Origin of the sequence: Paraburkholderia haematera, from assembly GCF_905220975.1 — a bacterium.
Taxonomy (GTDB): domain Bacteria; phylum Pseudomonadota; class Gammaproteobacteria; order Burkholderiales; family Burkholderiaceae; genus Paraburkholderia; species Paraburkholderia haematera.
On record NZ_CAJNBK010000001.1, the window covers coordinates 679828 to 694801 of the forward strand.

The 14974-nt window shown below is 61.4% G+C and carries 13 protein-coding genes; 8 read left to right on the forward strand and 5 right to left on the reverse strand.

Going from position 1 to position 14974, the window contains the following annotated elements; all coding sequences use genetic code 11:
- Positions 1–105 precede the first annotated feature (105 nt).
- From KHO23_RS03005 to KHO23_RS03015, 3 genes are all read left to right on the forward strand, one after another.
- Positions 106–1047: a carbohydrate ABC transporter permease gene (locus KHO23_RS03005; protein WP_211609541.1), complete on the forward strand. Its 942-nt coding sequence runs from the start codon at positions 106–108 to the stop codon at positions 1045–1047.
- Entirely contained in the window at positions 1037–1894 is an 858-nt protein-coding gene (locus KHO23_RS03010) for a carbohydrate ABC transporter permease (RefSeq protein WP_148662094.1), read from the forward strand. The genes KHO23_RS03005 and KHO23_RS03010 overlap by 11 nt, the downstream gene beginning before the upstream one ends.
- 112 nt (positions 1895–2006) lie before the next feature.
- Positions 2007–3122 carry an ABC transporter ATP-binding protein gene (locus tag KHO23_RS03015; RefSeq protein ID WP_211609543.1) on the forward strand — a complete coding sequence of 372 codons (1116 nt, stop codon included), beginning with the start codon at positions 2007–2009 and terminating at the stop codon, positions 3120–3122.
- A 162-nt stretch (positions 3123–3284) separates the two neighbouring features.
- Here the strand turns inward: KHO23_RS03015 and KHO23_RS03020 are convergent, their stop codons facing one another.
- Complete coding sequence (locus KHO23_RS03020; protein WP_211609545.1) at positions 3285–4202, reverse strand: LysR family transcriptional regulator; 918 nt, start codon at positions 4200–4202, stop codon at positions 3285–3287.
- Between the two features lie 157 nt (positions 4203–4359).
- On the reverse strand, positions 4360–5019 hold the full coding sequence (locus tag KHO23_RS03025) for a glutathione S-transferase family protein (protein WP_211609547.1): 660 nt from the start codon (positions 5017–5019) through the stop codon (positions 4360–4362).
- Positions 5020–5365: 346 nt separating this feature from the next.
- Between KHO23_RS03025 and fliD the strand changes: the two genes are divergently transcribed.
- Positions 5366–6877, forward strand: coding sequence for a flagellar filament capping protein FliD (gene fliD, locus KHO23_RS03030; protein ID WP_211609548.1), 1512 nt, complete (start codon positions 5366–5368; stop codon positions 6875–6877).
- 108 nt (positions 6878–6985) lie between these two features.
- On the opposite strand, the gene KHO23_RS03035 is transcribed toward fliD, so the two are convergent.
- From KHO23_RS03035 to trxB, 3 genes are all read right to left on the reverse strand, one after another.
- Entirely contained in the window at positions 6986–7606 is a 621-nt protein-coding gene (locus KHO23_RS03035) for a trimeric intracellular cation channel family protein (protein ID WP_211609828.1), read from the reverse strand.
- Positions 7607–7619: 13 nt separating this feature from the next.
- Entirely contained in the window at positions 7620–8378 is a 759-nt protein-coding gene (locus tag KHO23_RS03040; RefSeq protein WP_211609550.1) for a Smr/MutS family protein, read from the reverse strand.
- 252 nt (positions 8379–8630) lie between these two features.
- A complete protein-coding gene (trxB, locus tag KHO23_RS03045) occupies positions 8631–9629 on the reverse strand; it encodes a thioredoxin-disulfide reductase (protein WP_211609552.1) in 999 nt (332 codons plus the stop codon).
- Positions 9630–9974: 345 nt separating this feature from the next.
- On the opposite strand from trxB, the gene KHO23_RS03050 reads away from it, so the two are divergent.
- The 4 genes from KHO23_RS03050 to KHO23_RS03065 all read left to right on the forward strand — a co-directional run bounded on the left by KHO23_RS03050 (position 9975) and on the right by KHO23_RS03065 (position 14924).
- The gene (locus tag KHO23_RS03050; RefSeq protein ID WP_211609554.1) at positions 9975–12290 is read left to right on the forward strand and encodes a DNA translocase FtsK; all 2316 of its coding nucleotides are present in this window, start codon (positions 9975–9977) and stop codon (positions 12288–12290) included.
- A gap of 281 nt (positions 12291–12571) precedes the next feature.
- Positions 12572–13300, forward strand: a complete 729-nt coding sequence (gene lolA, locus KHO23_RS03055; RefSeq protein ID WP_211609556.1) for an outer membrane lipoprotein chaperone LolA — start codon at positions 12572–12574, stop codon at positions 13298–13300.
- Positions 13301–13875: 575 nt separating this feature from the next.
- Positions 13876–14337, forward strand: a complete 462-nt coding sequence (locus tag KHO23_RS03060; RefSeq protein WP_211609557.1) for a mobile mystery protein A — start codon at positions 13876–13878, stop codon at positions 14335–14337.
- Positions 14328–14924, forward strand: coding sequence for a mobile mystery protein B (locus KHO23_RS03065; RefSeq protein ID WP_211609559.1), 597 nt, complete (start codon positions 14328–14330; stop codon positions 14922–14924). The genes KHO23_RS03060 and KHO23_RS03065 overlap by 10 nt, the downstream gene beginning before the upstream one ends.
- Positions 14925–14974: the final 50 nt, after the last annotated feature.

Sequence of the window (14974 nt, forward strand, 5' to 3'; positions counted from 1 at the left end):
GAGAGTCTTCACCCCTGGTTTCATCGAGTCACACCTAGGCCGTTGCGGTCTCGCGTTTTCCACGCGTGAGCACCTCGGCGGTACAGTTTCAGCAGGAGTCGAGTAGTGACTGCTTCTATCAGCGGGAACGGGAAAACCACGGCTTCCGTGACCCGCCGCACGTCGCCGATGGCGGCCCTTGCCGATCGCTGGATTCCGAAGCTGGTGCTCGCACCCAGCGTCGTGATCAGCCTGATCTTCGTGTATGGTTTCATCGCTATTACCGGCTATCTGTCGCTGTCGAATTCGCGACTGATGCCACGTTATGAATTTGTCGGTCTCGATCGTTATCGCGAACTGTTCGATAACGATGTGTTCTGGACCTCGGCTGCCAACCTCGGCTGGTTCGGCATTCCGTTTATCGGTATCTGTATCGGCCTCGGCCTGTTCCTCGCGATCCTGCTCGATCAGCAGATCCGCAATGAAGGCGCGCTGCGCGCCGTGTTCCTGTACCCGATGGCGCTCTCGTTCATCGTGACGGGTACGGCGTGGCAATGGATCATGACGCCGAGCGTCGGTCTCGAGAAAGTGTTCCACGACTGGGGCTGGACGAGCTTCTCGTTCAGCTGGCTCGGCGACCCCGACAAGGCGATTTTCTGCGTCGTGATCGCAGCGGTGTGGCAATCCACCGGCTTCGTCATGGCGTTGTTCCTCGCGGGCCTGCGCGGTGTCGACGGTGAAATCTTCAAGGCCGCGCAGATGGACGGCGCGGGCTTGCCCACCATCTATCGCAAGATCGTGATTCCGAGCATGCGCCCGGTGTTCTTCTCCGTGCTGCTGATTCTCTGCCACATCACGATCAAGACCTTCGACCTGGTCGTCGCGTTGACCGCGGGCGGTCCGGGTACGTCCTCATCGCTGCCGGCTATTTTCATGTACACGTTTTCGTTCAATCGCGGGCAGCTGGGCGTCGGCGCGGCATCGTCGATGATGATGCTCGCTACCGTTGTGGCCGTGCTCGTGCCGCTGATGTATCTGGAATCGAGGAGCACCCGCAATGCAGCCTAAGATGACGATCAGCCGTGCCGTCATTTATGCGGCCTTGATTCTGTTCGCCCTGTATTTCCTGTTCCCGCTGTACGTGATGCTGTCCACGTCGTTCAAGGATATCGACCAGTTGCGCTCCGGCAACCTGCTCACGCCGCCGACTCACTGGACCATCGACCCCTGGATCAAAGCGTGGAGCGGTGCGTGTACGGGTGTGCGCTGCGACGGCATGCAACCGTTCTTCATGAACTCCGTGCGCATGGTGATTCCGGCCGTGCTGATCTCGTCGATCATCGGCGCGTTCAACGGCTATGTGCTCACGCACTGGCGCTTTCGCGGCGCGGATCCGATCTTCACGATGATCCTGGTCGGCTGCTTTATTCCGTTCCAGGCGATCCTGCTGCCGATGGCGCGTTTCGAAGGCTTGCTCGGCCTGTCGAATTCGATCACCGGTCTGGTGGTGGTGCACGTGATCTACGGTATCGCCTTCACCACGATGTTCTTCCGTAACTTCTACGTGAGCATTCCGGCTGAACTCGTCAAGGCTGCGCGGATCGACGGTGCCGGTTTCTTCACGATCTTCACGAAGATTCTGATGCCGGTGTCGCTGCCGATTTTCATGGTGTGCCTGATCTGGCAATTCACGCAGATCTGGAATGACTTCCTATTCGGGATTGTGTTCTCCGGTGTCGATTCGATGCCGATCACGGTGGCGTTGAACAACCTCGTGAACACCTCGACCGGCGTGAAGGAATACAACGTGGACATGGCCGGTGCGATCATTGCCGCACTGCCGACGCTGCTCGTCTATATCGTCGCCGGCCGCTATTTCGTGCGCGGCCTGACGGCGGGCGCAGTCAAGGGCTAATCCATACGCATCGCGGCGGGGCTTTCTGCACAACACGCACTAAGTGCAAGAAACGCCGCCGTCATCCGACAAGACGTTTTCAAGCAGTACCAGAGACAAGAGGATTCACAGCATGGCAAGCCTTTCCATCCGTGACGTGTACAAGACTTACCCGAACGGGGTGCCGGTTCTGAAGGGTGTCAACATCGACATCGAAGACGGCCAGTTCCTGATTCTCGTGGGCGGCTCGGGCTGCGGGAAATCGACGCTGCTCAACATGATCGCCGGCCTCGAAACCGTGACCAAGGGCGAGATCCAGATCGACGGCAAGACGGTCAACAACCTCTCGCCGAAAGATCGCGACATCGCGATGGTGTTCCAGTCGTACGCGCTGTATCCGTCGATGACGGTGCGCGAGAACATCTCGTTCGGCCTGAACATCCGCAAGGTGCCGAAGCAGGAGCAGGCGCAAATCGTCGACCGCGTGTCGAACACGCTGCAGATCACGCACCTGCTGGACCGCAAGCCGGGTCAGCTCTCCGGCGGCCAGCGCCAGCGTGTGGCCATGGGCCGTGCGCTCGCACGCGATCCGGTGATGTTCCTGTTCGACGAACCGCTGTCGAACCTCGACGCGAAACTGCGGATCGAGATGCGTTCGGAAATCAAGCTGCTGCATCAACGCCTCGGCACGACGATCGTCTACGTGACGCACGATCAGATTGAAGCGATGACGCTCGGCGACCGCATCGCGGTGATGAAAGACGGCATCGTCCAGCAATTTGGCGCGCCGCAAGAGATCTACGACTCGCCGGCGAATCTGTTCGTGGCCGGCTTCATCGGCGCGCCGCCGATGAACTTCATCCAGGGCAAGCTGGTGGAGCAGGGTTCGGGCGTCGGCATCGAACTCGATACGGGCGCCGCGCGCAATGTGCTGAACCTGCCGTTCGAGTCGGCGAAGGTGAAGTCGCACATTGGGCACGAAGTGATTCTCGGCCTGCGCCCTGAGCGGATCACGGATGCTCGCGGTGCGCATGGTGACCACGCGAAGCTGCAGTCGATCGAAGTGAAGGTCGACGTGATCGAGCCGACCGGACCGGACACGCTGGTGTTCGCGCAGGTCAACGGCAAGCGCATTGTGAGCCGTGTGCACCCGGCGTCCAATCCGCAGCCGCTGACAAATACGACGCTGTTGTTCGATGCATCGAAGGCGGTGTTGTTCGATCCGTCCAATGAAGAACGGATTGCCTGATGCGGATTATTCGCTCAACGATTCGCTGAGCGATTCGTTGAGCGATTCGCGTTGAAGATGAAGAAAGCCCCATGTGTTGTGAGACGCATGGGGCTTTTTCGTTGGCCAGGTGCTGCTCGCATCGGACCCGGAATGTGAACATGGCGCTCCCGTGCCGCGGTGTCAAACGTCCGTGATACGCAGATCGGGATTGTTTTGCGCCAGTTCGGTGACCCACTCGGTGAAGGCGCGAAGCCGCGAACTCAGATTGCGGCGATGCGCATACAGAATCGACAGCGGCGTGCCAGGGCTCGTGTAGGTCGTGAGAATTTCCCTGAGTGCGCCTTGCGCGATCAGATCCGCGACCATGAAGCGCGATGGCTGGATAATGCCGTGGCCAAGCGCGGCCGCGCCGATGTAGACGCTGCCGTCATTCACGGCCAGCACGCTTTTCATCGGCACCTTGACGATCTCGCCGTCCACCTCGTATTCGAATGGGAACGTCTTGCCGCTGCGTGCGGAAACGTAGTTAACCGCATGGTGTTCGCTGAGCTCGTCGAGCGTGGTTGGCGTACCGAATTTCTCCAGATAGGCGGGTGACGCGCAGGTCACGATCCGCGCGTCGCCGATGCGCCGCGCGACGAGACTCGACTCTTCCGGCGTGCCCATGCGGATCACGCAATCCACCCCGTCCTGAATCAGATCGATATTGCGATCCGCCAGCCCGAGCCGCACGTCGATCTCGGGGTATTGCCGGTAGAAGTCGTCGAGCGCGGGCAGCAGGAGCGCGCGGGCGAGCGTGCCGGAGGTATCGACGCGGATCGTGCCGCTCGGATGCTCGCGCTTGTTCGACAGCGACGATTCGGCATCGGTGACTTCCGCGAGGATGCGCACGCAACGCTCGTAGAAGAGCGCGCCGTCTTCGGTGACGCTGACCTGCCGCGTCGAACGGTTCAGAAGCCGCACGCCGACGTGCTCTTCGAGAGCCTGAATGGTGCGGCTGACTTTAGCGCGTGGCAGGTCGAGCGACTCGGATACTTTGGTGAAGCTGTTCGCTTCGACCACACGCGTAAATATCTCCATCGCTTCGAAACGGTCCATGTTTTGCCTTTTGAGTGATGGGCGGAAGTGGGTTTCGAAGTGAAGTGTATCGCTTGCAAATTGTGTTGTCGCAATGAGGGCGGCCGCGCGAGCGTGGCTTGCCTGTTCGCCCGCCCGTCTGCCTGCGCCGCCGCCTGATTGTTTCGGATCCGTACGATCAATCCCGATCAGGTGCGCCAAGCGGGAACAGCGGGCGATACGGACGTGCTTCGTCGACCGCGCGCGCGAACGATGGCCGGGCCAGCAGGCGCTTCCGGTAGGCGAGCACGTGCTCAAAAGCCGGGTTGATGCGATGCGTCCAGTCGGCATAGAAGAGGAACGGCCCCGCGCCGCAATCGGCGAGGCTGAACGTATCGCCGGCCGCCCACTCGCGCCCGGCCATGACCTTGTCGAGCCAGCCGTAGGCGGTGTCGAGCATCTCGCGGGCTTCGGCCACGGCGCGCGGATCACGCTCCGGCTCGGCGCGCATGCTGTCGTACACGATCTTTTGCTGCGGCGTGGAGATGTAGTTGTCGAAGAAGCGATCCATGCTGCGCACTTCCAGCGCGGCGCGGGCATTGGCCGGCAAAAGGGCCGCCGGACCCGGGTGATACAGGCCGAGATACTCGATGATGATGCTCGCCTCAGTCACAGTCCGGCTGCCGTCGACCAGCACGGGAAATCGCTTGATCGGCCAGAGCGCGGCGAACTCAGCCATGACCTGCGGATCGTCGTGTGCGAGGAGACGCAGTTCGAACGGCGTGCCGTTTTCGTAAAGCGCGGTCAGCGCCTTCTGGCAGTAGGACGAGAAGGGGTGGGCATAGAGCTTCAGGGTCATCGTGGTCACCTTGGGGTGGTTGCGAGGTGCGCTGTGGCGCGATGACGGCCGCAGGGGCCGTTTACCTGACGACGAACAAGGACGGCGGGAATCGACAGCCCGGACAAGATTAACGGACGACACATGTTCATCCGCACCCGCTAAAGACCGAATGTTTCAAAAGCTCAAGCGTCGCGATTTGTTACGACAAAACGCCACAAACTTTCAAGAAAGTTAGCGTAACATTTGAAAAATTTGTAAGAAATCGACGTGACCGCGACGTAGCCGGTTTGCCGCCGTAATAAAAGAATGACCACCGGGGCGTCACGCAATGAATAACGAATAATTCGACGCACGGAGCCTTTGCATGTCAACGATCACCACTACGTCTGTGAATAGCGCGGCCTCTAACGCGCAGAGTCAGTTGCAGCAAGCGGCGCAATCGATTATCAGCGGCTCCACCGGCAACTCGGCCATGGACGTGGCATCGCTGGTGTCGGCTCTCGTGAATGCGAAGACGGCTGGCCAGACGGCGGCGCTCAAGGCCAAACAGACGAGCGACACCACCGTCCTGTCCGCATATGGCGCCTTGAGCTCCGCGCTGAATGCCTTGCAGGCGGCGATCAAGAGTCTCTCGGACGGAACCACCCTGTCGACCTTCGGGGCCACCGCGAGCGGCAAAGGCATCGACCCGAAGGCCGGTCCCGGCGCGGTCGCCGGCAGCTACGCGGTCGACGTCACACAAATCGCGGCGTCGCAGAGTTTGTCCTCGGCAGCGTTCGACGGCACCGCCAGGCTGGGCACCGGCAAGCTGACCATCGCGATCGGCGGCAAGTCGATGGATGTCACGCTCGACAGCAGCAACAACACGTTGAGCGGTATCGCCAACGCAATCAACAAGGCCGGCAACAATCCGGGCGTGACCGCCACGATCGTGACCGGCACGGGCGGCGCTCATCTGGTGCTGCGCTCGAGCACCACCGGCGCGGCCAACACGATCAACGTGTCCGCGAGCGACGTCCAGAACGACGCCGGTCTGTCGAGTCTCGGCGTGACGTCCACGCCCGGTGCGAACGGCGCGGCGTCCACGATCGTGTCCTCGGATACGAACAAGGCCTGGCGGCAGAGCGAAGCCGCTCAGGACGCGCTATTCACCATCGGCGGGATTGCGGCGAGCAGCGCCACGAACGCGGTCACATCGGCGATTTCCGGTGTCACGCTGAATCTGTCGAGCGCCGCGGTCGGCACCACGCAGACGCTGACGATCGCGCCGGACACGACTGCGCAGAACACGGCCATCACCAACTTCGCCAATCTCTACAACACCGTCGTCACGACCATTAACTCGCTGTCTTCGTACGACAAGTCGTCGAAGACCGCCGGCGCGCTGCTCGGCGATTCGACGCTGATGACGATCAGGAATGCGTTGGCGTCGGTCGTTGGGGGCGGCGTCGGCTCGGGAACGTCGACGGTCGGTCTCGCTTCGATCGGCATTGCGCTGAAAGGTGATCCGGCCGACGGCACACTGGTTATCGACAGCAAGAAGCTGAGCACGGCGCTCACCGGCAGCCCGGCGCAGGTCGCCACGTTGTTCAACTCGACCAACGGCATCGGCGCCAAACTGAACAAAAGCATTGCGGATTTCGTGAAGACGGGTGGCATCATCGACACCCGGAGCACCGCGCTGAATGCTGATCTGAAGAGCATCACGACGCAGCAGACCACGCTCGCCAATTACAGCGCGCAATTGACGAAGCAGTACCAGAATCAGTTCACCGCGCTCAACACGCTGATGGCGACGATGAACAACAACTCGCAGTATCTGACGGCGCTGTTTGGCGGCTCGAAGAGTGCGGGGGCGCTGGCCACCAACAAGTAAGGCTGTTTCATTGAAAAAAAGCGCGCCGCCTGATGCCGGGCGGCGCGTTTTTTGGATGAAACACGTTTGGCGAGTGACGTTTGGTCGGGCAGGCCTCGCGAAGCAAGCTCAATGAGGCAGGCGGACGTTGAACCTGAACGTCACCAGTCTTGCGAGCAGGATGAAGGCGGTGGCGCTCAACACGCTGTACACCGTATCGACGTTCAAATAGTCCAGCAGCACGTACAGCCAGCACCCCACAAAAGCGCATGTCGCGTACGGCCGCGAATCGCGCAAGATCAGCGGCACCTCGTTGCACAGCACGTCGCGAATCACGCCGCCGAATACGCCTGTCAACACACCCATCATCACTGAGGTGAACCACGGCATCTGCGCGTCGTGCGCGATCGACGTGCCGGAAATGCTGAACAGGCCGAGTCCCACGGCATCGGCCACCAGCAGGACCCGCTCGGAGAGCAGCCGCGACGTCATCTTCAATAGGGTCGGCGCGAACATTGACATCACGAAGATCGCGATCAGATAAACCTGATGTTCGACCCAGTAGAAGGGCCGCCGCTCAAGCAGCACGTCGCGCAACGTGCCGCCGCCGAAGGCCGTCGCAATCGCCACGAGGAAGGTCCCCACCGCATCGAGCCGTCGGGTTCTCGCTTCGATAAAGCCGGAGATCGCGTACGCGAAAAGAGCCAGCGCCTCCATGATGGTCAGCGCCAGCGTCAGCCTCGGATGGATCACCGGTGCTCCGTCAGGACTTGGGGGGAGCCGGCACTACGCCCGGCTGCAACAGCACGACTACCGCGCCCGCGCCGCCGTCATGCGGACGCGCCTGACAGAACGCGATGACCTCGGACTTCTGCACGAGCCACGCGCGTACTTTGCCCTTCAGTACCGGTTCTTTACCGATCGACCCAAGGCCCTTGCCGTGAATCACGCGCAAACACCGCAGGCCGCGTTTCACCGACTCACGAATGAACTCGGCCAACGCCTCGCGCGCTTCCTCGCGACGCATGCCGTGCAGGTCGATTTGCGCCTGCACGATCCAATCGCCACGCCGCAGTTTTCGCACGACCTCCTGACTGATGCCAGGTCTGCAATAGGAGAGCGTTTCATCGGTTTCGAGCAGGATCTCAGGATCGAACTCGTCCGAGATCGCTTCGTGCAGCACGGCTTCTTCGTCGAGTTTGGTCTGCACCGGCAGCGTCGACGGAGGATTGCGCAGCAGGGTGGCGCGCGGCGGGGCCGCCAGCGGCGCAACGGCGCCGATCTCGCGGCGAAACAGATCGGCATCCGCCGACGCTTCGCGCTGCGCTGCCGCCGCTGCCGCGCGGTCGCGTTCACGCCGTTGCGTCTCGCCCTTTAACGCGTCGCGCAATGCGCCCAGGCCGGCCAGGCCGGCGGCTGGCTCGATCTTCGGTTTGACGACGGGTGCTGCCGTTTCGGGCGCGGGCCTGGCCACGGCACGGGCGCGCTTCGGTTCGCTGGGATGGGGTTGATTCTTCGGCATATTGGCAATACACAGAAAAGTAGATCGATTGCGCGACGCGGATTGCCGCACCGAAACGTGGCGCATCGCAACGCCTCGCCGTCGCGCTGGGCAAGCGTACACGCAAGCGCGCTGGAACGGCGCCAGCCTGCCGCCGGAATGGCGCAGGGATGACGCAAAAAAGGCCGCCAGCTTCTCAGCCGCGGCCTTCTCGAAAGCAGGTGGCCGGGCCGTGCCCCGCCGCCATTTTACCGTCGCGCTTATTGTTGCAGATCAGCGGTCGGCTTCGGCGCTCATCACGTGCTCGCCAATCTCTTCGATGGTTTCCAGGTAACGCTGCGCGTCGAGCGCGGCCATACAACCCGTGCCCGCGCTAGTGATGGCCTGACGATAGACGTGATCCTGCACGTCGCCCGCCGCGAACACGCCCGGCACATTGGTCGCCGTTGCGAAACCGTTCAGGCCGCCCTTGGTGATGATGTAGCCGTTCTTCATCTCCAGCTGGCCTTCGAAAATGTCCGTGTTCGGCTTGTGGCCGATCGCCACGAACAGGCCCTGCAGCGCGATATCCGTGGTGTCGCCGCTCTTCGTATTCTTGATACGCAGGCCGGTCACGCCGGTCTGGTCGCCGGTCACTTCCTCGAGCGTGCTGTTCCACTTGATCTCGACCACGCCTTCCTTTTCCTTCGCGAGCAGACGGTCGATCAGGATCGGTTCGGCACGGAACTTGTCGCGGCGATGGATCACCGTCACCTTCTTCGCGATGCCGGCCAGGTAGAGGGCTTCCTCGACCGCGGTATTGCCGCCGCCGATCACGGCCACATGTTGTTGCTTGTAGAAGAAGCCGTCGCAGGTGGCGCAGGCCGACACGCCTTTGCCCATGAACGCTTCTTCGGACGGCAGGCCGAGGTATTGCGCCGATGCGCCGGTCGAGATGATCAGCGAGTCGCAGGTGTATTCGCCCGAATCGCCGATCAGGCGAATCGGCTTCTCGTCCAGCTTGGCCGTATGGATGTGGTCGAAAATGATTTCGGTGTTGAAGCGCTCGGCGTGTTCCAGGAAGCGCCCCATCAGTTCCGGGCCTTGCACGCCGTGGGCGTCGGCAGGCCAGTTTTCGACGTCGGTCGTGGTCATGAGCTGGCCGCCCTGGGCGAGGCCCGTGACGAGCACCGGCGACAGGTTGGCGCGTGCCGCGTAGACCGCTGCCGTGTAGCCGGCAGGACCGGAACCGAGAATCAGAACTTTGGCGTGTTTCGTGGAAGTTGCGGGCATGATCGAAATCCTTTTACGGCGCCCGGCTCGCCCATGCGAGGCCGCGCGACTTGAGCTGGAACTATAGATGGGTATCAGAGCGGCATTATAAAGGGCGGCACGCCGGCCTGCTCCATGAAGCTTTCCGATCGCGGCGATAGCGTTGCCGCGGGTGCCGGCGGCCTTTCGTGAGTTTCGTGACGCCAATCGGCTAAGTTACTGTCATTTACAGCCTCGCGTGAGGCACTGCGTTTACAATAGGCCGCATCGATGGACCCGGCAGCCGGGACCGGGTCTGAAGCCGCCTTCGGCGCCGCTTCGGGCCGCGCCTCTGGCAGCAGATCGGCCACACAAGCAACAGGATCAATGGCAAAAGCTCCCTATTCCGCGAGCGCGCAGGCATTGCCGCACCGCATGTCGCGCCTTTTCACCGAAATCCGCTGGATCTTGCAGGTCGCGCTCGGCGTTTTCCTGCTCATGGCGCTCGTCAGCTACAGCCGGCACGATCCGAGCTGGACGCATGCCGCGCAGGTCGACCACATCGCCAACTGGGCGGGCCGCGTCGGCGCGTGGACGTCCGACATCCTGCTGCTGCTGTTCGGCCTGTCCGCCTACTGGTGGATCGTGCTGCTTGGCCGCCATATCTCCGCCAATTACCGCCGCATTACCCGGCACGAGACGCTGCAGGAAGACGCGCCGCGCGACGCCGGCTGGCTTGCGGACGCGTTCGCGTTCATGCTGGTGTTGCTCGCGTGCGACGGTATCGAAGCGCTGCGCATGTGGTCGCTGAAAGTGCAATTGCCGCGTGCGCCGGGCGGCGTGGTCGGCGAAGCAGTCGCGCGCGGTATTTCGCATGCACTGGGCTTCACGGGCGGCACCTTGGCGCTCCTGATCGTGCTCGGCATCGGTTTGTCGCTGTATTTCCGTTTTTCATGGCTGTCGGTGTCGGAAAAGGTCGGCGAATCGATCATTTCGGCGGTCACGTTCGCCAAACTGCGGCGCGAGGCTGGCCGCGACCGTAAATTGGGCGAAGCCGCTGCCGTGAAGCGCGAAGGCAAGGTCGAAAAGGGCCGCGTGCGGATCGAGGAACACGAGCCGGTCATGATCGTGCCGCCGATCGTCACCCCCGCCAAATCGGAGCGCGTCGAGAAAGAGCGGCAAGTGCCGCTGTTCACCGACCTGCCTGGCGACTCCACTTTGCCGCCGATCTCGCTGCTCGACGCGGCGCCGGCCGCGCAGGAAACCATTTCCGCCGACACACTCGAATTCACCTCGCGCCTGATCGAGAAAAAACTCAAGGACTTTGGCGTCGAAGTGAGTGTGGTCGCCGCGTACCCGGGCCCGGTCGTCACGCGTTACGAAATCGAGCCGGCCACCGGCGTGAAGGGCAGCCAGATCGTCGGTCTCGCGAAAGATCTCGCGCGTTCTCTGTCGCTGGTATCGATTCGCGTAGTCGAAACGATTCCGGGCAAGAATTTCATGGCGCTGGAGTTGCCGAACCAGCGCCGTCAGACCGTGAGTCTCTCGGAGATTCTCGGCTCGGCGGTTTATGCGGATGCGGCTTCGCCGCTCACCATGGGGCTCGGCAAGGACATCGGCGGCAAGCCGGTGTGCGCCGACCTCGCCAAAATGCCGCACTTGCTGGTGGCCGGTACGACCGGCTCGGGCAAGTCGGTGGGTATCAACGCGATGATCCTGTCGCTGCTCTACAAGGCGAGCGCCGACCAGGTTCGCATGATCCTGATCGACCCGAAGATGCTCGAAATGAGCGTCTATGAAGGCATTCCGCATCTGCTGTGTCCGGTGGTGACGGACATGCGCCAGGCGGGGCATGCGCTCAATTGGGCGGTCGCCGAAATGGAGCGCCGCTACAAGCTGATGAGCAAGCTCGGCGTACGTAATCTGGCCGGCTACAACAACAAGATCGACGAAGCCGCCAAGCGCGAAGAGAAGCTGCCGAATCCGTTCAGCCTCACGCCGGACGATCCGGAACCGCTGTCGCGCCTGCCGAACATCGTCGTCGTGATCGACGAATTGGCCGACCTGATGATGGTGGTCGGCAAGAAGGTCGAAGAACTGATCGCGCGGATCGCGCAGAAGGCGCGCGCGGCGGGCATCCATCTGATTCTGGCAACACAGCGTCCGTCGGTCGACGTGATTACTGGCCTGATCAAGGCCAACGTGCCGACGCGCATGGCGTTCCAGGTGTCGTCGAAGATCGACTCGCGCACAATTCTCGATCAGCAGGGCGCGGAATCGCTGCTCGGCATGGGCGACATGCTGTACCTGCCGCCGGGCAGCGGCTTGCCGGTGCGTGTGCATGGCGCGTTCGTGTCGGACGAAGAAGTGCATCGCGTGGTCGACAAGCTCAAGGAGCAGGGTGAGCCGAACTATATCGAGGGCATTCTCGAAGGCGGCGTAACGGGCGAGGGCGACGAAGGCTCCGCGGGCGCCGGGGGAAGCGGCTCGGGCGACGGCGAGGCGGACCCGTTATACGACCAGGCGGTCGACGTGGTGCTGAAGAACCGTCGCGCGTCGATCTCGTTGGTGCAGCGGCATTTGCGCATCGGCTATAACCGCGCGGCCCGTTTGCTCGAGCAGATGGAGAACTCGGGCGTGGTGTCGGCGATGTCGTCGAACGGCAATCGCGAGATTCTTGCGCCGGCGCGGGAAGCGGAATAGGCGGTTCTTGCGGCTGTGTCACCGAACCGGCCGCGAAGCGCCGCGCATGGGTCACGAGCATGGGTTCCGCGCGTGAGTCCCGTGCGTGAGTCCCGCGCGTGGGTCTCGGTATAAGCCTCGCTATAAGCCCCGCTTAAGGCTTCTTGCTTAAGCTGTAACCCAAGGCCGAGGGCTCGTCCCCCGGTTGCGCGGCCCAAGCTGGTCGCCACGGTCCCCGGCCGCAGCCCTCAAAGCCCGCCGCCACGACTGCTCAACAAATTCAATCAAGGGAGAAAAACACCATGCAACTATTCGCGCAGCAGCACGCCCGACAGAGTGCTCAATCCCGCCGTTTCGGCCAATTCGCTCGCACGATCGCACGTGGCGTCGGCAGCGTGGTGATCGGCGCGTCGATGCTCGTCGCGTCGCAGGCGTTCGCGAGCGGCACCGAACAACTGAAGGCGTTCGTCGCGCAAGTGCATTCCGCGCGCGGTACCTTTGTGCAGCAGGAAGTACGCGCGCCGAGCAAAGCCCAGGGTGCAAGCGGCGTGCTGTCCACGGGTGGCAAGACCGGCACGTCGAGCGGCACGTTCACGTTCGCGCGTCCGGGCAAGTTCATCTGGCAATACGAGAAGCCCTACGCGCAACTGCTGCAAGCCGACGGCGACAAGCTCTATGTGTACGACAAGGACCTGAACCAGGTGACGGTGCGCAGCCTCGGCGGGGCACTCGGCGCAAGTCCGGCGGCGATTCTGTTCGGCAGCAACGATCTGGACAAGAACTTCACGCTGCGCGACGCAGGCGTGAAGGCCGGCATCGACTGGCTCGAATTGACGCCCAAGGCGAAAGACACGCAGTTCCAACGCGTCGGCATCGGCTTCAAGGACGGCAATCTTGAAGCAATGGAGCTGCACGATGTGTTCGGCAACGTGACGTTGCTGACGTTCTCGAACATTCAGAAGAACCCGCCGCTGCCGGCCGATGCGTTCAAGTTCACGGTGCCGAAGGGCGCGGACGTGATCAACGGGTAAGCTGCTCAGCTTGCCTCTGGAATGAAAAAGCCGTGCATCAATTGCTACCCGTACCACAAAGGTGTTGGTTTTTGAGCTAGTTAACGCTGAGACCCGCGTCCCAAAGGGGATTGCGGGTCTTTTTCTTGCCGGAGATATTTCCGGGAGGTGGCGGGCGCAAGATTTCTCGACGTTGAGTCCGAGCATGGCGGGTAGAAGCCCGGAAAAAAGAGCTTCGAGACCAGCTTCAAAAACTCGCTTCCGAAATACAAGGCAAACAGGCCGAGACTGAAAGAATTTCGGCGGAAATACTGAGCTACGACCAGGTGCTACATGCGCAAAGCGTCAATGTTCGCGCGTTCTTTTATCGGACCGGGCGACCGACGTTCGAAGCAAGCTGCCTCCCGACTGCTGGCTTGCAGTGCAGCAAATCAGAGACAATTGCTTCCATAAAATGAAGCAAATAATTCAATTTTGCGTCACTATACCGACGCAATATACATTTATTAGCTTCGGTTTGGTAAAGCATAAACTTGATAGTTGCTTCACTATAGGCTAGCATTTGTTGCGTGTTTGATAGCCTATAGGCCAGCAAAATGGATTCCAGAATGAGGCAGCTCCGGCTTGATCAGGTCCAGGCGTCGGTCGCAGCGTACTCGGATTTGACCAACCGTCGGCCCCCGCCGCGTGGATGGCTGAAGGCCATCCGAGAGTCGTTAGGGCTCACCGAGCGACAGCAAGCCGACAGGTTAGGCATTACCGGTTCGACCCTGCACAAATCGGAGTTGGCGGAAGCTGAGGAGCGAATCACGCTCGGACAACTGCGCAAGTTGGCTGACGGGCTGGACTGCGAGCTGGTCTATGCGCTGGTGCCCAGAAAGCCACTGACTCAAGTGGTCGAAGACCGGGCGCGCTCAATCGCCCTGCAGGAAGTGAGTGGAGTTGCGCACACCATGAGTCTGGAAGACCAACGTCCGGCAACCGACCGACTTCGCAAACAGGTTGAGCAGAGAGCGGCCGAACTACTCCGGGGCCGCTGGTCCGACCTGTGGCGATAGATTTAGATGAACAGGAAGGCCAGACACCGCTCGACCCTGACGAGCTTGCAGGACTAATACCGACGCACCTGACCACCAAGGGCGACCTGAATGACTGGGAGCAGGAGAACATCCTGCAAGCCGTGCAATGGGCTCGCCGTCAAAACAAGGTCGACGTCCTCAGTGAAAAGTTCTGTCGTAACCTTCACAAGAAAATGTTCGACCAGACCTGGTCGTGGGCAGGCACGTTCCGCAAGTCCGACAAGAACATCGGATGTGACTGGACGCAGGTCAGCGTCAAACTGAGAAACCTTTTCGATAACACGCGGTGGTGGGTCGACAACGGCACATTCCCGTCCGATGAGATTGCCGCACGATTTCACCGCGAGCTGGTGTGGATTCATCCTTTTCCAAACGGCAATGGTCGACACTCACGAATGATGGCTGATGCGCTCTTGCGCAGCATGAAACAAGAGCCGTTTTCGTGGGGTGGCGGCGGGACATTGGTTAAAGCGGATAACGCACGGTCGGATTACTTAACCGCCTTGCGTGCGGCGGATAAAGGTGACTACAGTTTGCTCTTAGTCTTCGTGCGAAGTACTGCTTAGCCGTCGCACGGACAAGAAGGACGTCAAGCCATTTGTGACAGGCCAAAGAG